This is a genomic window from Streptomyces sp. NBC_01446 (assembly GCF_026340095.1).
In the GTDB taxonomy this organism is placed as follows: domain Bacteria; phylum Actinomycetota; class Actinomycetes; order Streptomycetales; family Streptomycetaceae; genus Streptomyces; species Streptomyces aureus.
This window is the reverse complement of record NZ_JAPEPO010000001.1, coordinates 7365051-7383365: the sequence shown is the minus strand read 5'-3', so window position 1 is coordinate 7383365 and position 18315 is coordinate 7365051. Positions and strand designations below refer to the sequence as shown.

Here is an 18315-nt window from a genome sequence, read left to right as displayed (position 1 = left end):
CCGAGGAGAGACACGACCGTGCACGCGATGCAGTACGAGATCACGCTGCCCGCCGACTACGACATGGGCGTCATCCGCAAGCGGGTGGAGAGCAGGGGGCATCTCCTCGACGCCTTCGCCGGACTCGGCCTCAAGGCCTATCTGATGCGGGAGCGCGGTGTCGCCGGGTCGCCCGTGAACCAGTACGCGCCGTGCTACCTGTGGAACACCCCTCAGGGCATGAACTCGTTCCTGTGGGGGCCCGGATTCCAGGGGATCGTGGACGACTTCGGGCGGCCCGAGGTGCAGCACTGGGCCGGACTCGCGTACGAGGAGGGCCCGGCCTCGCAGGCCACCCCGAGGAGCGCGGTACGCCACCGGACACGGCTCACCGGGCAGGCTCCGCTCGCCGAACTGACGGACGCCGCCGTGCGCGACGCGGCCCGCATCGCCGGTCAGGACGGAGCGGTGTGCGCGGCCGTCGCAGTCGACCCGCGCCACTGGGAGCTGCTCACCTTCTCCCTCTGGGACCACGCCTCACCCGACACACCGGGCGACCTCTACGAGGTCCTGCACCTGAGCGCCCCCGAGCGCGATCGGCTCCCCCGGGGGAGGCAGTGGTGACCGCGACCGTTCGGACCGTGCTCGGGGACGTGGCGCCGCAGGAACTCGGCGTGTGCGACGCGCACGACCACCTCTTCTTCCGCAGCCCCCTGCTGCCCGGCCAGGAACTCGACGACACTGCCGCCGCCGAGGCGGAACTGCGCGCCTACCAAGATGCGGGCGGCGGCGCGGTCGTCCAGTGGACACCGCACGGGCTCGGACGCCGGGCCGAGCTGCTGCCCGAACTGTCGACCGCGACGGGCGTACGCATCGTGGCCGCGACAGGACTCCACCAGGCCGCCCACTACGCACCGGAGTTGCTCGCCCGGCTGCGCCCCGTTCTCGCCGACGTGTTCGTGCGGGAACTCACGGAGGGGATCGGCGACAGCGGTGCGCGGGCCGGGCTCATCAAGGTCGCCAGCGGCTTCCACACCCTCGACGACCACGCGGTGTGGACGATGCGGGCCGCCGCCGAGGCCCATCACGCGACGGGCGCACCGATCGCCGTCCACCACGAACTGGGGACGGGCGTACTCGACGTACTCGACCTGCTGTGCGGGGAGTTGGGGGTGGCGCCGGAGCGGCTCGTGCTCGGGCATCTCAACCGCTCCCCCGACTTCGCCGTGCACCGGCAGGCCGCCGAGTCCGGCGCGTACCTCGCCTTCGACGGGCCGTCGCGCGCCAACCACGCGACGGACTGGCGGATGCCGGACGCGATGGCGGCGCTCGCCGACGCGGGGTACGGCGACCGGCTCCTGCTCGGCGGTGACACGACGACCGCCGGAGCGCGCTCGGTGAGCGGCGGGCCCGGGATGCCGTATCTGCTGCGCCGCGTCCGCCCTCGCCTCGAACTGGCCCTGGGCAAAGCGCTGGTGGACCGGATCCTCGTCGACAACCCGGGCAGGGCGTTCGCGGTGGAGCGGCTGCCCGGGAGGTGACGGACGGCCTCACTCGGCCTGTGCGCCTCCGGCCGGCGGTGTGCGGCCGTCGTGGTGCACAGGGCCCGCGGACGCCACGACCGACGTCGGCACCGGCGAGAGGACCGGGTACATGAGCCGGTTGGACAGATAGGCGAAGACCGGACCGAGCGCGTTCATCGCGACCACGCAGACCCACGCCGCCCAGATGTTGCCCGGCTTGTAGCCGAAGCCGCCGAAGAACGTGGCGAAGTAGCTGGCGAAGCCGAGGAACATGCCGGGAATCAGCGAGAACGCCTTGATGCGGCCCGTGTACATCAGGGCGGTGTTGACGACCATGATCACCAGGGCCAGCACCGCGTTCCGGGCGAACTGGCTGTCGCCGAACGCCGTGCCCACGTGCTGGTCGATCAGCACGATGATCAGGGCGAAGGCGGAACCGGCGGGCATCGTGCACCACAGCCTGCGTGCGTTCGCCCAGCTCGGCCCGCCGAGCGCGAAGACGGCCGCCCACGAGATGAAGATCGCCCAGGGCGGGAGATGGAGCGCGGTCCCTCCGATGAACGCCGTCAGACCGGCGAGTACGGAGGCAACGATTTCGTGAGAGAGGCGTTCGCGCATGGGGATTCCTCCGCTGGAGTCGGATGGCAGAGCGCGGTGCCGTGCGGGGGCGCGTGGGGGGCTGTTGGGGGTGCGAGGGGAGGCTCAGTCGACGAGGAGTTCGCTGGTCCGGACCGTGCGGGCCACCACCTTCCCCGCCTTGATGACATGGGCGCGTTCGGGCCGGTCCAGGACGATGTCGTCGTAGACCTGCGTGTCGAGCACGACCAGGTCGGCGCGGGCGCCCGGCCGTACGCCGTAGTCGTCGGCGACGCCCACGACCCGGGCCGCGTCGTGCGTGACCATGCGCAGCACCCGGTGGAGGTCGGTGGGCCCGGACAGATGACCGGTCTGCGCCAGCAGGAGCGCCGTGTCCAGGGGGTCCGCGCGTCCGAACGGGGTGAAGGCGTTGCGGATGTTGTTGGAGGAGCAGGCGGCGAGCACGCCGTGGTCCCACAGTTCGCGGACCGGGGCGACTCCCCGCCGGACCGCCCGGGTGTCCCGTCGCCCGCCGAGGTGCAGGTCGGTCGCCGGGAGCGGCACGACGGCGACGCCCGCGTCGGCGAGTGCGGCCATCGCCCGCGCCCGGTCCGCGGGCTCCCGGCCGCCGAGTGAGGTCATATGACCGAGCGCCACCCGACCGCCCAGGCCCCGGCGCGCGGTCTGGCCTGCGATGAACTCAGCGAGCGCGTACCGGGGGTCGGACGCGTCGTCCGCGAAGTCCGCGTGCAGATCGGCCGGCACTCCGTGCTGTGCGGCGAGGTCGAGCACGAGCTCGACGTGGCGGCGGCAGTCGTCCAGCGTGGCCTCGTTGTAGGCGCAGCCGCCCACCACGTCGGCGCCCGCTGCCAGCGCCGCGATCAGCAGCTTCTCGGTGCCGGGTGACCGCAGGATGCCCTCCTGCGGGAACGCCACGATCTGGAGGTCCACCATGTCCGCGTATTCCTCGCGGAGCTGGAGCAGGACCTCGACGCCGAGCAGCCCCGCTATCGGGTCGACGTCGGGATGGGCGCGGATCAGTGTCGTGCCGTTGAGGACCGCCGCCTCGAGGACGCGCCGCGCACGAGCCAGTACGTCCTCGTGCGTGAACGCGCTCTTCAGTTCGCCGGTCACCGCGATCGCTCCGGCGAGGGTTCCGTCGGGGTTGCTTCGTACGCCGTTCAGGAGGGCCTTGTCGAGATGCAGATGCGGTTCGACGAAGCCGGGCAGGACGACCCGGCCCGCGCAGTCGATCACCTCGTCGGCGTCCTGGCCCGAGGCGTCCCCGACGGCTCGCACCCGGCCGCCGTCGATCACCACGTCACAGGGCGACCGGGCGTCTTCGACGCGTGCTTGACGCAGTATCAGTTGAGGCATACGGGCTCCCGGTGGGTGGATGGGCGGGGGCGGATGCGGGGGTGACTGGCGTACGTGGCAAACGGGGCCGGCCGCGATCGGACGGGATCGAACTGCGTCAGGCTGGATCAGTCAGGGAAGTCCGCCTTGCGGATGAGGCAGTGCACTCCCTGGACCTGGTCGACGACCTGCGAGATCTCGAAGTCCGCCGCCGCGCTCAGATACGCGTACGCGGCCGGCCCGGCCATGCCGAAGCGGTCCGTGAGGAAGCGGACGGCGGCGCGGACCGCTTCCCGCATCGCCTCGTCGAGGTCCTCGTGCAGCCCCACGGGGATCCAGTGCCGGTCGGTCTCGCCGAAGGGGTGCGTGAGGGTCGCGGCCGCCGCGCGGGCCCGTGCGCCCTTGAGGAGGGTGAGCCGGAACGTGGCGCGCAGCGGCGCCTCCAGGGCGGTGAGGGCGACCTCGCCATTGCCCTGGGCGTAGTGCGGATCTCCGGTGTAGAAGCCCGCTCCGGCCGTCTGTACGGGCAGATACAGCGCGGAGCGCGTCTCGAGTTCCTTGATGTCCAGGTTGCCGCCGTGCCGTCCCGGCGGCACCGAGTGCTGCGATCCGTCCGTGTCGGTGGCCACGCCCATGATGCCCATGAAGGGCCGCAGCGGGAACCGGGCCGCCCGGCCCTCGGCATAGCGGATCACGCCGACGTCCCGGCCGTCCGCACGCTCCACGTCGCAGAAGGTGAACTCCGGTGCCGTGCAAGCGAATTCGTCCGGGAGGGCGCCACGGCCGTGCCTGCTGGAGATGACGCCGTAGTCGGCGCGCCGGTGCAGGGACAGCACTTCGGCCTTGAGGAGGTCGCCCGGCTCGGCGCCCCTGATGTGGACGGGTGCACTGACGACATGAGGGCCGTCCCCGTCCGGGTCCCGTGGCGGCGGGGACTTCGCCAGCAGGCGGGCGTCGGAGAGCACTTCGGTCGCGGCGATGCCGTACCGCCCGAAGAAGGCCGTCGGGTCGCGCCCCTGGTCCTCCAGGATGCCCTCGTGCGAGACGGTGTCGAAGGTGACGCTGTCGCCGGAGTCGATCGTGAGCGCCGGCGCTGTGGTGCGGCAGGGCAGCCGCCCCCAGCCGACGGTATCCGGTGTGGCCCGCAGATAGTGCGTGCCGTCGATCGGGCCCTGTCCCGCTTCGAGAATCACTGCGGCCTCCCTGCCGTGACGGTGCCGTTGAGGAGTTCTTCGGTGGTCCGCGCCGGTTCGCTGTCGAGCCAGGTTCCACCGTGTCCGTCGAGGGCGGCACCCAGCTGCTGCGGTGAGGTGATGAGCACCTGGCGGCCGGGCGCGCCGCGCAGGAAGTCGAGGGCCGCGCCGATCTTGGGGCCCATGCTGCCCGGCGGGAACTGCCCCTGGGCCAGGAGCCGTTCGGCCTCGCCGCAGGTCAGCCGGTCCAGGAAGCGCTGCGTGGGCCGGCCGTAGTCGACGGCTACGCGTTCGACTGCGGTGGTGATGACCAGCAGGTCCGCGCCGAGTTCCGCCGCGAGATGCGCCGAGGTCAGATCCTTGTCGATGACGGCTTCGACGCCCTGATAGCCACCGTCGCCGCCTTCCACGAGAGGGATGCCGCCGCCACCGGCCGCGATCACCGTGAATCCTGCCGAGGACAGTGCCCGTACGGACTCCGCCTCAAGGACCCGGCGCGGCCGGGGCGACGGGACCACACGCCGCCATCCCCGCTCGCCCTCCTCCGCCACGATCCAGCCGTGAAGGTCCGCCAACTCCCTTGCGCCGCCTTCCGGATAGAAGGCTCCGATGGGTTTGGTCGGGTGGCTGAACGCCTCGTCGTGCACGTCCACCACGGTGTGGGTGATCAGGGCGGCGACCCGGTCGTCGGCGCGCCCGAGCGACCTGAGGCGGCCCGCGATCGCGGTCGCCAGGATGTATCCGAGGCCACCCTGCGAGTCGGCCACGCACATGTCGAGGCCGAGGGCGGGCAGTTCGGGGGCCACGGCTGCCGCGAGGTCCGCGCGGCGCTTGATGAATCCGACCTGGGGGCCGTTGCCGTGGGTGACCACGACCCGCCACCCCTTGTCGGCCATCGCCACTACGGGGGACGCCAGCCGGCGCGCGGCCTCGACCTGTTCGGCGACGGTGGCGTGGGTGCCACCGCGCAGCAGCGCGTTGCCGCCGATGGCGACCACCGCTGTCCTCGGCACGGCTCGGGGAGTCATGCGGGTCACCGTAAGAGAGGCGGGCCGAGCCGGTCATGGGCACCGGACGCCAGGATGAACGGTCCGCCGTTGACACCCGCTGACAAGGGGCGTCCCCAACCGCGGTGGGAAACATGGAAGTTACGCGCGGGGTATTACAGGTTACTCGCGGCTGTCGCATAGTGACTGTGCATGACAGGCATCGGTATCGGTACCGCCCCGACCGTCCCCTACGGCCTCTCTCCCGGGCTGACCGTGAGCGAGGCGCTGGCCCTGCCCTGCCTCAGCGGCGCGCGACTCGTCGCCGGGACGAGCGGCCGCGGCCGCCGTATCCGCGTCGTCAACATCATGGAAGTCCCCGACATCGTGCGCTGGATGCGCGGCGGTGAGCTGCTGCTGACCACCGCCTACGCCGTCCGTGACGACGCGGAGGCGCTGAGCGACCTGGTCCCTGTACTCGCCGAGCGCGGCCTCGCCGCCCTGGCTGTGAAAGTGGGTCCCTATCTGCCCGCGTTGCCGCCGGTGATGCTGGCCGTGGCTGACGAACTCGGCTTCCCGGTCGTCGAGTTGCCGGGCGCTGTCATGTTCAACGACATCCTGTCCGAGGTGCTGGGCACCGTACTGAACCGTCAGGCCCTGGAGTTGGAGCGTTCGCGCGCCATCCATGAACGGCTCACGGCGGTGGCCCTCGACGGAGGCTCCTACCAGGAGCTCATGAACGTACTGCTCGAACTGTCCGGTTGCGCGGCCGCTGTGCTCGACGAGCACGGGTGGATCCTGGCCTCCGCGGGCTCCCCGCCTCCCGACCGTCCGCCCGCCGCCGAACGTGCCATCGAGACAGGCACGGGCGCGAGCGGTGCCGTGGCCCTGTGGCGGGACGACGCGGCGGCCGCGGACCACGGGACCGGGGCCGCCATGCCTTCCCCTCATGAGCTGGACACTCATCAGCGGATGGCGCTGGAGCACGCCACGACCGTCGCGGCGACCATCGCCGCCCAGGAACGCGCCCTGGCCAGCCGCCAGCAGCGCTACCGCACGCTGCTCCTGATGGAACTGGTCTCACGGCCTCCGCGCGACCGCGCCGAGACCGCGCGCCGTGCGGCGGCCATGGGCTGGAACCTGCGTCTGCCCCGCGCCGTCGTCCTCGTCGAGGTCGCCTCCACGGGCACCGGCGGCCCCACCGACACCGAACTCAGTCTGGAGGAACGGCTGTTGCCCCTCGTGCGGTCGGCGGCCGGGCCCTGCGCGATCATCTGGGGCAGTCAGAGCGGACTCGTCCTGCTGGCGGAACCGGGGCCGTCCCTCAACGGCCGATGTCAGGCCCTGCACGCGGCTGTCACTGCCGCACACCCCGACTGGGACGTGGCGGTCGCCGCCGGAACCGTCCGGGACGACTTCACCGACTACCACCACAGCTACGAGGAAGCGGCGCAGACCCTGACGCTCGGCCGCGAACTGCACGGCCCCGACTTCGTCCGCGGCTATGCGGACCTGGGGGTGTACCGGCTCCTCGGTCAGCTGCCCGCGGCGGAGCTGACGGCCCTCGTCGACGACGCGCTCGGCCCGCTGCTCGCCCATGACGCCGAGCACGAGGGCAGCCTCGTCGAGACCCTCGGCGTCTATCTCCTCCAGGACCGCAACGGCGTGGCCACCGCCGCGCGGCTGCACGTCCACTACAACACCCTGCGCTATCGACTGCGCCAGATCGACCGCCTCACCGGCGGTCTCGAACGCCGGCCGACGACCCGGCTCCAGACCGAACTGGCCGTCCACGCCTACCGGTTGCTCTCCGCGCGCGACCGGCGCTGAGCAAGCCGTCTCTGCGGCTGGCACTGATCCTCGAGGGGCAGGTCACTGTCACCCGTTGCCGGTAATTCCCCGGCCGGTTCTGGCACTTCGAGCCATGCTGCGAGGGGCGGGCCGCTGCCTAGAGTCGGACCCATGGTGCTGCGAAACGCCGTGCACAAGGATCTTTACGCCGACTCCGTCGCCCTCATGAGGGCCGCCGCCCGCCTGGCCGAACCGCCGGGCGTCGAAACCATCAGCCTCGTGATGGGCACACCCGCCAACCGCGACGTCCTCGCGCGGTCGGGGCTGCTGACCACCCCGGGCCACGACGCCGGACCCAACGACCTGCTCGTCGCCGTCCGCGGCGAACCCGACGCCGTGGACACCGCCCTCGCCCTGGTGGTCGATGCCCTGTCCGGTCCCGGGGAGGGACCGGGCGCAGGACCGAAGGCCGGTGCGGACGCCGGGCCCCCGGTGCGCTCGCTCGTCGGCGCCCCCGCCGGCGCGAGTCTCGCGCTGATCTCCACCCCCGGACCGTACGCGGCCGCCGAGGCCCTCAAGGCGCTGCGCCTGGGCATGCACGCCTTCGTCTTCAGCGATCACGTGCCGATCGAGCAGGAGGTGCTCCTGAAGCGCGAGGCCGCCCGCCGCGGGCTGCTCGTCATGGGCCCGGACTGCGGTACCGCCGTCATCGGCGGCATCCCCCTCGGCTTCGCCAACGAGGTGCGGGCGGGCTGCGTCGGCCTGGTCGGGGCCTCCGGTACGGGACTGCAACAGGTGTCGAGTCTGCTGCACTCCATGGGCTCGGGGGTCAGCCACGTGATCGGAACGGGCAGCCGCGACGTGAGCGCGGAAGTGGGCGGGCCGACGATGCGGGCCGGGCTCGACGCCCTGGCCGCGGACCCCGTCACGGAGATCATCGTCCTCGTGTCCAAACCGCCCGCACCACACGTGGCCGAGCAACTGCTGCGGCACGCGGGCGCGTCGGGGAAACCGGTGGTGGCCTGTTTCCTCGGCATGGACGGGACTGTCCCCGCCCCGGCCGGAGTGACGCTCGCGCCCACCCTCCTGGAGGCAGCGCGGGCCGCGGCCTCCCTTGCCGTCGGCGGAACACTGCCGCCTGGCGAAGAGCTGCCCAAGCTGCCCGCCCCCGCTCCGCCGCGCCGCCTGCTGCGGGCCCTGTACGCGGGCGGCACGTTCGCCCATGAGGCGGCCCTGCTCCTCGGCCCGGCGCTCGGTGACATCGCCCGCACCGCTCCTCCGCCCGTGCCGGGCGCCGCCCCGCGCCTGCCGGACCGGCATCTCGTACTCGACCTGGGCGACGACGAGTTCACCGCCGGGCGCCCCCACCCGATGATCGACCCCACGGTCCGCACCGAGTACCTGCGGACGGCCCTCGCGGACCCGCGGAGCGCCGCGGTCGTCCTGGACGTGGTCATCGGACACGGCGCAGCGCCGGATCCGGCGGCGGCTCTCGCCGAGGCCCTGTCCGAGGCTCCTGTCGACACCCCGCCGGTGATCGCGTTCGTCGTGGGCACCGACGACGACCCGCAGGGGCTCACCGCACAGCAGCGGATTCTGCGTGACGCGGGTGCGTACGTCGTCGACAGCAGCACGACCGCCGCGCGGGTGTGCGCCGAACTCCTTTGCGCCGGTGTCGACTTGATGCTCGCCCCCGGCTCCGCCGCTACCTCTACCGCTGCCTCTGCCTCTGCCTCTGCCTCTGCCTCCCGGATCGGAGAGACCGCATGACCGCACAGGCCGCGCCCGCGCAGGGCCTCCTGACCGGCGTACCGCGCGTCGTGAACGTCGGTGTCGACGCGTTCGCCGGGCCCCCGCGGGCCGCGGGCGCGACGGTGACGGCGGTCGACTGGCGCCCCCCGGCCTACGGTGATCCGGAACTCGGCGCCGGACTCGCCCGCCTGGTCGCGCACCCGGCCGTCGAGGCGGCCAACGCCGAAGCCCTCGAGCGGATACTCGGCGTCGTGCCGCTGTGGACCGACGTCCGCCCGGCCGGGGAGCTCATCCCCGAACTGGCCCAGGAGAGGCTCCTGTTGCACGCCGGACCGCCGATCGAGTGGCAGCGCATGTGCGGCCCGATGCGGGCCGCCGTCGTCGGCGCCGCACTCCTGGAGGGCTGGGCGGCGACGGCATCGGACGCGGAAGCACTCGCCGGCGCGGGAGCCATCCGCTTCGCCCCCTGCCATCACCACGACACGGTCGGCCCGATGGCGGGCGTCATCTCCGCGTCCATGCCCCTGCTCGTCGTGGAGGACGAGGCCACGGGGCTGCGGGCCTACTCCAACCTCAACGAGGGGCAGGGCCGCTGCCTGCGCTACGGCGCCCTCGGCGACGACGTGATGATGCGGCTGCGCTGGATGGGAGAGCGCCTCGGCCCCGCGCTGCGCGCGGCGATCGGCTCGCTGGCCGAGCCGGTGAACCTGCGGTCGGTCACCGCGCAGGCCCTGCAGATGGGCGACGAGTGCCACAGCCGCAACACCGCCGCGAGCGCCCTGCTCACGCGCGAGCTCTCCGCCGCGCTCGCCCGGCACGCGGAGCTCGGCGGGATCGAGGCGCTGGACTTCCTGCGCGACAACAACTACTGGTTCCTCAACTTCTCGATGGCCGCGAGCAAGTTGGCGCTGCTGGCCGGGCACGGCGTGCCGCACTCCACGGTCGTGACCGCCTTCGCGCGCAACGGTGTCGACGTCGGCATCCGCGTCAGCGGCCTCGGCGACTCCTGGTTCACGGCGCCCGCCGCCCCCGTGGACGGCCTCTACTTCGCCGGATACGGGCCCGCCGACGCCAACCCGGACATCGGTGACAGCGCCATCACCGAGATGCACGGCCTGGGCGGATTCGCGCTGGCCGCCGCCCCGGCGATCGTCGGCTTCGTGGGCGGCACACCCGAAGGGGCCCGCCGCGTCAGCCAGGAGATGGCCACGCTCACCGTCGGCCGGCACCGCGACTACCGCCTCCCCGGCCTCGACTTCGTCGGCAGCCCCGTCGGCCTGGACATCCGCAAGGTTGTCGACACGGGCCTCGAACCGGTCATCACCACGGGCATCGCCCACCGCGAACCGGGCATCGGCCAGATCGGCGCCGGCCTCACCCACGCCCCGATGCGCTGCTTCACGGACGCGCTGAGCGCCTTCGACGTGCCCCCGGAGCCCGGGGAGTGACGGGCACGGCGGTCGGCGGGGGTGCCGTACGGGCTGGGGCGGCCCGCCCTGAGCACGTACACCCCGGCGCCCTCAGTCACGTACCCCTCGGCACCCTCAGTCACATGCGGCTCGGCACCATCAGCACGGCCGTCGCCCCGCTGCTGCACGGTCCGTCCCGGCCGGCCCGCGTCGTCGCCGCCACCCGCTACGCGGTCCATCTCGCCACCGGTGACCGGGAGTTACCCGCACTCGCCGTGGTGACCCGGGACGCGATCCGCCTGCCGAACGCGCTCGTACTGCCCTTCTCGTCGGCGGACCGGCCGCTGGACCTGAACACACGATGGGGCGGCTTCGGGGCAGGGCGCGTCGTCATCGGGCCCGTTCGCTTCGAGCCGGAGGCGTCCTGGACACCGCCCCGTGTCCGGGGCGCCTCCTCCCCACCGGACCCCGTCCGCGTCAGGCAGGTGACGGTGCTGCTCGACGCGCTGGCGCAACCCCTGCCGCCCCCGCTGGCTCCCCGCCTGACCGACCTGCGCCACGCCCTGCACGCCGATGACGCGAGCGAAGTCCGGCGGGCCGCCCGCGCGCTGGTCGGCCTCGGCCCCGGGCTCACCCCGTCCGGTGACGACATCCTGTGCGGCGCGCTGCTGGCGCGCCGAGCGTGGGGAGGCCCTCTCACACCCCTCTCGGAGGCGCTCGCGGACGCGCCCCTGCGCACCCCGCTGCTCTCGGCGGCACTCCTGCGGCACGCGGTGCGCGGCGAATGCGTGCCGCAGGCCCACGCGTTCCTGCGGGCGCTGAGCGGGGACGGTGCCCTGGAACCCGCTCTACGCGAACTGCTCGCCGTCGGACACCACTCGGGAGGCGATCTGGCGCGTGGGGTGCTCGCGGTGGGCCTCGGCAGAGCGGGCGCGACGCCCGGTGACCGTGACGACTACCCGTGGAAGTAGCGGTTGCCCTTGTCGATGAGGTGGGAGGCGTAGACGCGGCCGAGAGCCGGCTTGCCGCGGTAGAAGCCGACGTAGCGCTGTGCGCTGTCCACGACGACGGGGCGCGCGAAGCAGGCGAAGCGGTTGCGCTGCTGCTGTTCGGCCCAGGCCATGGCGGCCGGGTCGACGCGCTCGCTGACGAGGACGGGGAAGGCCGCGACGCCGGTCTGCAGGCCGACCGGGAGGCCGCCCTTGTTCTTCTTCGCGTACGTCAGGACCTGCGAGGTGAACACGTCGACGCTCTGCGGGGTGATCTCGGGCACGGCGGCGGCGACGGTGAACAGGTGCAGGTTGGTGGCCATCCAGCGCATCCGGAAGTCGGCCCGCCGCCCCACGAGGACGGGCACACCGAACCAGTCCTCCCAGCGCGTCGCGCAGCCGTCCGCCTGGAGGCGGCTCTCCACCGAGGCCAGGTAGTTCCGGGCCGATTCACCGATCATGGCGGTGATTGTGCACGGTCAAGCCCCTCCAGGACCAGCCGGGGTGCGACGGTTTCCCGCGCGTCAGGCGAGGCCCAGCGCCGAGAGCGGGTCGTCGAGGACCGGCTGCCACGCCAACTCGGCTGCTCCGACCAGGCTGTTGTGGTCGAGCGTGCACGCCAGGATGGGGACGCCCCCGCTGCGGCCCCACAGGCTGCGGTCCGCGACGACGGCCCGCAGGCGGTCCGGGTCCGCGTCGAGGAGCGCCCGGTGCAGGCCGCCCAGGATGATGCGGTCGGGGTTGAGGATGTTCACCAGGCCCGCGAGGCCGAGTCCGAGACGGTCGATCAGGGCCTCGGTGGCCATCCGCACCTTCGGGTCGTCGAGGCTGCCGACGATCAGGTCGCGGGCCTGCTGGAGCAGGGAGCCGTCGGGGCCCGGTTCGCGGCCCGCCGCGTCGAGCAGAGCCAGCGGGTCGGTCTCCACGTCGAGGCAGCCGCGGCTGCCGCAGTAGCAGGGCCGGCCCTCGGGGTTCACGGTGAGGTGCCCGACCTCCAGGGCGAGGCCCGAACTGCCGGTGTGCAGACGCCCGTCGAGGACGAGCGCGCCGCCGACGCCGCGGTGGCCGGTGGCGACGCACAGCAGGTCGCGCGCGCCGCGGCCCGCGCCGTGGCGGTGCTCGGCGAGGGCGGCGAGGTTGACGTCGTTCGCGGCGAACGCCGGCCGCCCGATGCCCGCCTCCCGTACGCGCTCGGCGAAGATCTCGCGGACGGGCGAGCCCGCGGGCCAGGCGAGGTGGAGCGGATTGAGGGCGGTGCCGTCGGGCTCGGCCACCGCCGACGGCACGGCGAGGCCCGCGCCGACGCAGTGGCGGCCGGTCTCCCGCAGGAGTTCGGCGCCGGCCTCCACGACCGAGCCGAGTACCTGCGCCGGATCCGCGTCGATGATCTCGCAGCCGGGCGTGGTCGCGACGATCCGGCCGCCGAGGCCTACGAGGGCCGCGCGATAGCCGTCCGCGTGTACCTGCGCGGCGAGCGCCACGGGTCCGTCCTCGGCGACGGACAGCCGGTGCGAGGGACGCCCCTGCGACCCCGCCGCGGCACTCGGCTTCGCGTCGATCCTGATCAGCCCGAGCGCTTCCAGCTCGGCGGCGACCGCGCCCGCCGTGGCCCGGGTCACCCCCAGTTCGGCGGTGAGGACGGCGCGGGTCGGCGCGCGGCCGGTGTGCACGAGTTCGAGCGCCGGGCCGAGAGCACCACGGCCCCGCTCGAGACGGGGCGCACGCGCGGAACCCTCCGCCTCGCCCGCCGTCTGCCCCCCGGCCCCGGAGGCCGCCTTGCCACGCATCAGCAACTCCTCGCCCTGATCACCGTGTCGCATCGTATCCGGTGAACGCCGCAGCCCCCGCGGGTGAACTCACCCCTGGGGGGAGGGTGCGGAGGGCGGTCCGGTGAGTCCGGTGACGCGCATCGTGAGATTCAGGCGGCCCCGGGAGAGCCCGGTGGCAGGGTCGCCGGTGCCGGGGTACACCTTCGGCACCCCGTGGAAGGCGAGCCGCGACGGTCCTCCGAAGACCAGCAGGTCTCCGGAGACCAGCTCCACGTCCTCGTACGGTTTGCCGCGGTTCTCGGTGTTGCCCAGCCGGAAGACGCAGGTGTCGCCGATGCTGAGCGAGACGACGGGGTTCCGGGCGCGCTCGTCCTTGTCCTGGTGCATGCCCATGGTGGCGGCGCCGTCGTAGAAGTTGATCAGTGCCGTGTCGGGGTCGTAGCCGTCACCGGCCGCGTCGTCCTCGTACGCGTCGACGAGCGCGCGTCTGCCCAACTCCCGTAGCCAGTCGGGGAAGGGGGCCACCTGCGCGCCGTTCACGTCGGATGCCGTACGCGTGTAGCGGTAGGGCTGCCAGTGCCATCCGACGCACACGGTCTGGACGGACATCACGCCGCCGCCCGGCAGTCGTGTGTGGCGCATCGGCACGGGCCCGGCGGCCCAGCCGCGGCAGGCTTCGACGAGTGCGCGCTGGGCCCCGGCGTCGAGCCAGCCGGGCACGTGCACGGCGCCGGGGGTGATCTCCCGGCGCTCCCGGTCCACCGGGAAGAGCGGGGGCGCGTGGGGTTCGTGCCGGCCGGCCATGGCCCCATTGTCCCCTGTCCCCTGTCCCCTGTCCCCGGTACGAGGTGTCTTGCGCGTACCGGGGCGTGAGCGGGGGACGGGTCAGCGGCGCATCACCTCGACCAGCTCCGTCACCGTGCGGGCCATCGCCTCGCGGCCCACGCTCAGGTACTTGCGGGAGTCGACGGCGTCGGGATGTGCGGCAAGGAACTCCCGGATGGCCGCCGTCATCGCTATGTTCAGGGCGGTGCCGACGTTCACCTTGGCGATGCCGCCCCGGACGGCCTGCGAGAGTTCGTCGTCACCGACACCGGAGGAACCGTGCAGGACCAGCGGTACGTCGAGGCCCTCCGAGAGCTGCTTGAGGAGGTCGTGGTCGAGCGTCGCGGTGCGGGTGGTCATGGCGTGCGAGGAGCCGATCGCGACGGCGAGGGCGTCGACGCCCGAGTCCGTCACGTAGGCGCGGGCCTCTCCCGGGTCCGTGCGAGCGCCCGGCGCGTGGGCGTCGAGCGGCGCCGAACCGTCCTTGCCGCCGACCTCGCCCAGCTCAGCCTCGACCCACAGCCCGTTGGCGTGGCCCCAGTCGGCGGCCGCGCGGGTGGCCGCGAGGTTCTCGTCGTAGGGGAGCCGGGCCGCGTCGTACATCACCGAGCTGAACCCGGCGTCCGCGGCCTGGCGGAGCAGCTCGTCGCTCTGGACGTGGTCGAGGTGGAGCGCCACGGGCACCGAGGACGCCTCCGCGGTATCGGCCGCGGCCCTCGCGAGGGGCAGCAGACGCCCGTAGCGGTAACGCACGGCGTTCTCGCTGACCTGGAGGATCACCGGCGCGTTCGCCGCCTCGGCGCCCGCGACGACGGCCTCGATGTGCTCCAGGGTGATGACGTTGAACGCGGCCACCGCGGTACGCGCCGCGGTGGCCTCGGCGACGAGCGCGCCGGTTGCTGCGAGGGGCACAGCCCCTCCTTTCGGAAGGCTCGGAAGCTCGGTCGACGGTCAGCCGGCGGTGAGGATCACCGAGCGGGTGAGGTGGCGCGGCTGGTCGGGGTCGAGTCCGCGGGCGGCCGCGACGGCCACGGCGAGGCGCTGCGCGCGGACGAGTTCGGCGAGCGGGTCGAGGCCGCCCTCGACCCAGAGCGCGCCGGTGCCTGCCACCTGCTCGGCGAGGCCCTCGGGCGCCGTGCCGATCATCCAGGTGGCGGTGCCCGCGGTGGTGACGCTGATGGGGCCGTGGCGGTACTCCATCGCGGGGTACGCCTCGGTCCACGACAGGGACGCTTCGCGCATCTTCAGGGCGGCCTCGTTCGCGAGGCCGACGGTCCAGCCGCGGCCCAGGAAGCTGAACTGGCCGCACTCCACGAGGCCTTCGGGCAGCGGCGTCTCCAGCGCGGTGCGCGCGTCGGCGACCGCCTGCTCGGTGTGCAGGCCGAGGTGGGCGCGCAGGAGCGTGAGCGCCGTCGTCGCGAAGCGGGTCTGGACGACGGACCGCTCGTCGGCGAAGTCCAGGACGATCACGTCGTCGGCCGCGGAGACGATCGGTGTGTTCGGGTCGCCGATGACGGCGGTCGTCCGGATGCGGCCCTTGACCGCGGCCAGCAGCTCGACGACCTCGGTCGTCGTGCCGGACCGGGACAGCGCGATGAGGCGGTCGTACGGGCGCCCGGCCGGGAACTCCGAGGCCGCGAACGCGTCGGTCTCGCCCTGCCCGGACTGCTCGCGCAGCGCGGCGAAGGCCTGTGCCATGAACCACGAGGTGCCGCAGCCCACGATCGCGACGCGCTCCCCCGGCGCGGGCAGCTTGGCGGCCTCGCCCGCGGCCAGGCCCGCCGCGCGCGTCCAGCACTCCGGCTGGCTGTTCAGCTCGTTCTCGACATGGCTCATGCCGTGCCCACTCCCTGATGTGTCGTGTCCGTGGGCCGGTCGAACACGTCGCATGCGTCGCGCTCGAACGGCCCCGCCGAGCGTATGCTCGTTCCTGCAAGAATTCGATACCTTTCGAGCATAACCAAGCATCAGGTAGTGCGCTAGGGTCACCGGAGAACGACGATTGGAGGCCGCGGATGTCCCGCGACGCCCGCTGGAAGTCCCTGCTGGAACTGCTCGTGGAGCGGGGGCGCCTGGATGTCGAGGAAGCGGCGGCCGAACTGGGGGTGTCCGCGGCCACGATCCGGCGCGACTTCGACCAGCTCGCCGAGCAGCAGATGCTCGTACGCACCCGGGGCGGCGCCGTCGTCCACGGCGTCTCCTACGAGTTGCCCCTGCGCTACAAGACCGCGCGCAACGCCTCCGAGAAGGAACGCATCGCCAAGGCCGTCGCCGAGCTGATCACGCCGGGCGAGGCGGTCGGGCTGACCGGCGGCACCACGACGACCGAGGTGGCACGCGCACTCGCGGTCCGCCCCGACCTCGCCTCCGGCTCCCCGGCCCTCACGATCGTCACGAACGCGCTGAACATCGCCAACGAGCTCGCCGTGCGGCCCCAGTTCAAGATCGTGGTGACGGGCGGGGTCGCCCGGCCGCAGTCGTACGAGCTCATCGGCCCGCTCGCGGACGGCGTGCTGAGCCAGATCACGATCGACACGGCCGTGCTCGGTGTCGTCGGTTTCGACGTCGCGCACGGCGCGGCGGCGCACGACGAGGCGGAGGCGGCCATCAACCGGCTGCTGTGCGAGCGGGCGGAGCGCGTCGTCGTCGCGGCGGACTCCAGCAAGCTGGGCCAGCGCGCGTTCGCCCGGATCTGCTCGACGGAGCGGATCGGCACCCTGGTCACCGACAGCGCCGTGGACGCGGCGACCGTGGAGCGCTTCGAGGAGGCGGGGGTCAAGGTCCTCGCGGTGTGACTCCCCGAGCCATACCTACGGTTCTCATGGCTGCGGCCCCTCCCGGACGGGTGGGGCCGCAGCCATTTCCCCGCGCCGGTCCGGCGGATGTCGTGGCCGTCACGCCTCGCACCGTCTTGTCCCCGGCCGGGGTGGCGCCCTACCCTGACTTTGTGCCAACACTAAACAAACTCCGGGCCGTCAAGGACGACAGCCCGCGGACCGCGTCCCTCACCCGCCTGCGTATCGCGCTCACGATCTTCTTCGCACTCGACGGCTTCATCTTCGCGGGATGGGTCGTACGCATCCCCGCCGTGAAGGAACAGACCGGCGCTTCGGCGAGCACGCTCGGGCTCGCGCTCCTCGGCGTCTCCGCGGGGGCCGTGATCACGATGACGCTCACGGGGCGCCTGTGCAGGCGCTTCGGCAGTCATCCGGTGACCGTGGTGAGCGGTGTGCTCCTGGCGCTGAGCGTCGCACTGCCCCCGCTCACCCACTCGGCGCTCACCCTCGGACTGGTCCTGCTCCTGTTCGGCGCCGCCTACGGCGGGATCAACGTGGCGATGAACAGTGCCGCGGTCGATCTCGTCGCCGCCCTGCGCCGCCCCGTCATGCCGAGCTTCCACGCGGCGTTCAGCCTCGGCGGCATGCTCGGCGCCGGGCTCGGCGGCCTGGTCGCGGGCCACGTCTCCCCCACCCGGCACCTCCTCGCCCTCACCGTCATCGGCCTGCTCGTCACGGCCGCTGTCGGCCCCACACTCCTGCGCCACGACGCCCCCACGGCCCCGGACGACCACGGTCGTATACGGAACGAGCCCGCATCGGCGTCCGAGCGGCCCTCCGGGCGCGTGCGCGGGCTCGTCCTCGTCTTCGGCCTCATCGCCCTGTGCACCGCGTACGGGGAGGGCGCGCTCGCGGACTGGGGCGCCCTGCACCTGGAGGAGGACCTGCACGCCCATGCCGGAGTGGCCGCGGCAGGCTATTCCTGCTTCGCCCTGGCCATGACCATCGGCCGGATCAGCGGGACGACGCTGCTCGAACGCCTGGGCAGGACACGCACGTTGGTGTTCGGCGGCGCCACCGGCGCGGCAGGCATGCTGCTCGGCTCGCTCGCCCCGACCGTGTGGCTGGCACTTCTCGGCTTCGCCGTCACAGGTCTCGGCCTCGCCAACATCTTCCCCGTGGCGGTCGAACGCGCGGGCGCCCTGGCAGGACCGACCGGCGTCGCCGCCGCGTCCACGCTGGGCTACGGCGGCATGCTCCTCGGGCCGCCGATGATCGGCTTCATGGCGGACTGGTTCTCGCTCCCCACCGCGCTGACCAGCGTGGCCGTACTGGCGGGCGTCGCCGCTCTGATCGGCTTCGCGACCCGGCGCGCGGCCGTCTCCTGACC

At 72.9% G+C, this 18315-nt stretch carries 17 protein-coding genes; 8 read left to right on the top strand and 9 right to left on the bottom strand.

From position 1 onward, the window contains the following. The first annotated feature begins 18 nt into the window (after nucleotides 1-18). Nucleotides 19-603 carry a DUF4865 family protein gene (locus OG456_RS33310; RefSeq protein WP_266567540.1) on the top strand — a complete coding sequence of 195 codons (585 nt, stop codon included), beginning with the start codon at nucleotides 19-21 and terminating at the stop codon, nucleotides 601-603. Further along, a complete protein-coding gene (locus OG456_RS33305) occupies nucleotides 600-1520 on the top strand; it encodes a phosphotriesterase (RefSeq protein WP_266567538.1) in 921 nt (306 codons plus the stop codon). Before OG456_RS33310 ends, OG456_RS33305 begins: the two co-directional genes overlap by 4 nt. 9 nt (nucleotides 1521-1529) lie before the next feature. On the opposite strand, the gene OG456_RS33300 is transcribed toward OG456_RS33305, so the two are convergent. The 4 genes from OG456_RS33300 to OG456_RS33285 all read right to left on the bottom strand — a co-directional run bounded on the left by OG456_RS33300 (nucleotide 1530) and on the right by OG456_RS33285 (nucleotide 5655). Then, nucleotides 1530-2120 carry a DUF1097 domain-containing protein gene (locus tag OG456_RS33300; RefSeq protein ID WP_266567536.1) on the bottom strand — a complete coding sequence of 197 codons (591 nt, stop codon included), beginning with the start codon at nucleotides 2118-2120 and terminating at the stop codon, nucleotides 1530-1532. Between the two features lie 84 nt (nucleotides 2121-2204). After that, nucleotides 2205-3455, bottom strand: a complete 1251-nt coding sequence (locus tag OG456_RS33295) for an amidohydrolase family protein (protein ID WP_266567534.1) — start codon at nucleotides 3453-3455, stop codon at nucleotides 2205-2207. Between the two features lie 107 nt (nucleotides 3456-3562). Further along, nucleotides 3563-4627, bottom strand: a complete 1065-nt coding sequence (locus OG456_RS33290) for an acetamidase/formamidase family protein (protein ID WP_266567532.1) — start codon at nucleotides 4625-4627, stop codon at nucleotides 3563-3565. Further along, nucleotides 4624-5655 carry a carbamate kinase gene (locus OG456_RS33285; protein WP_266567530.1) on the bottom strand — a complete coding sequence of 344 codons (1032 nt, stop codon included), beginning with the start codon at nucleotides 5653-5655 and terminating at the stop codon, nucleotides 4624-4626. The genes OG456_RS33290 and OG456_RS33285 overlap by 4 nt, the downstream gene beginning before the upstream one ends. Before the next feature lie 171 nt (nucleotides 5656-5826). Here OG456_RS33285 and OG456_RS33280 point away from each other — a divergent pair, with 171 nt between their 5' ends. The 4 genes from OG456_RS33280 to OG456_RS33265 all read left to right on the top strand — a co-directional run bounded on the left by OG456_RS33280 (nucleotide 5827) and on the right by OG456_RS33265 (nucleotide 11536). Continuing rightward, nucleotides 5827-7443: a PucR family transcriptional regulator gene (locus tag OG456_RS33280; RefSeq protein WP_266567528.1), complete on the top strand. Its 1617-nt coding sequence runs from the start codon at nucleotides 5827-5829 to the stop codon at nucleotides 7441-7443. A gap of 132 nt (nucleotides 7444-7575) precedes the next feature. Then, nucleotides 7576-9174, top strand: coding sequence for an acyl-CoA synthetase FdrA (fdrA, locus tag OG456_RS33275; protein ID WP_266567526.1), 1599 nt, complete (start codon nucleotides 7576-7578; stop codon nucleotides 9172-9174). After that, nucleotides 9171-10604, top strand: a complete 1434-nt coding sequence (locus tag OG456_RS33270; RefSeq protein ID WP_266567524.1) for a DUF1116 domain-containing protein — start codon at nucleotides 9171-9173, stop codon at nucleotides 10602-10604. The genes fdrA and OG456_RS33270 overlap by 4 nt, the downstream gene beginning before the upstream one ends. 104 nt (nucleotides 10605-10708) lie before the next feature. After that, complete coding sequence (locus tag OG456_RS33265; protein WP_266567523.1) at nucleotides 10709-11536, top strand: DUF2877 domain-containing protein; 828 nt, start codon at nucleotides 10709-10711, stop codon at nucleotides 11534-11536. On the opposite strand, the gene OG456_RS33260 is transcribed toward OG456_RS33265, so the two are convergent. From OG456_RS33260 to OG456_RS33240, 5 genes are all read right to left on the bottom strand, one after another. Further along, the gene (locus tag OG456_RS33260) at nucleotides 11521-12015 is read right to left on the bottom strand and encodes a levansucrase (protein WP_266567521.1); all 495 of its coding nucleotides are present in this window, start codon (nucleotides 12013-12015) and stop codon (nucleotides 11521-11523) included. The two genes, OG456_RS33265 and OG456_RS33260, sit on opposite strands and share 16 nt — an antisense overlap. 63 nt (nucleotides 12016-12078) lie before the next feature. Further along, entirely contained in the window at nucleotides 12079-13341 is a 1263-nt protein-coding gene (locus OG456_RS33255) for an ROK family protein (RefSeq protein ID WP_266567519.1), read from the bottom strand. 69 nt (nucleotides 13342-13410) lie between these two features. Continuing rightward, nucleotides 13411-14127, bottom strand: coding sequence for an alpha-ketoglutarate-dependent dioxygenase AlkB (locus tag OG456_RS33250; RefSeq protein ID WP_266567518.1), 717 nt, complete (start codon nucleotides 14125-14127; stop codon nucleotides 13411-13413). 81 nt (nucleotides 14128-14208) lie between these two features. Beyond that, on the bottom strand, nucleotides 14209-15060 hold the full coding sequence (locus OG456_RS33245) for a class II fructose-bisphosphate aldolase (protein WP_266567517.1): 852 nt from the start codon (nucleotides 15058-15060) through the stop codon (nucleotides 14209-14211). A gap of 39 nt (nucleotides 15061-15099) precedes the next feature. Then, a complete protein-coding gene (locus OG456_RS33240) occupies nucleotides 15100-15984 on the bottom strand; it encodes an SIS domain-containing protein (protein WP_266567510.1) in 885 nt (294 codons plus the stop codon). 179 nt (nucleotides 15985-16163) lie between these two features. On the opposite strand from OG456_RS33240, the gene OG456_RS33235 reads away from it, so the two are divergent. Both OG456_RS33235 and OG456_RS33230 read left to right on the top strand, forming a co-directional pair. Continuing rightward, a complete protein-coding gene (locus tag OG456_RS33235; protein WP_266567508.1) occupies nucleotides 16164-16943 on the top strand; it encodes a DeoR/GlpR family DNA-binding transcription regulator in 780 nt (259 codons plus the stop codon). Nucleotides 16944-17095: 152 nt separating this feature from the next. Next, a complete protein-coding gene (locus tag OG456_RS33230; protein WP_266567506.1) occupies nucleotides 17096-18313 on the top strand; it encodes an MFS transporter in 1218 nt (405 codons plus the stop codon). The last annotated feature ends 2 nt before the right edge of the window (nucleotides 18314-18315 follow it).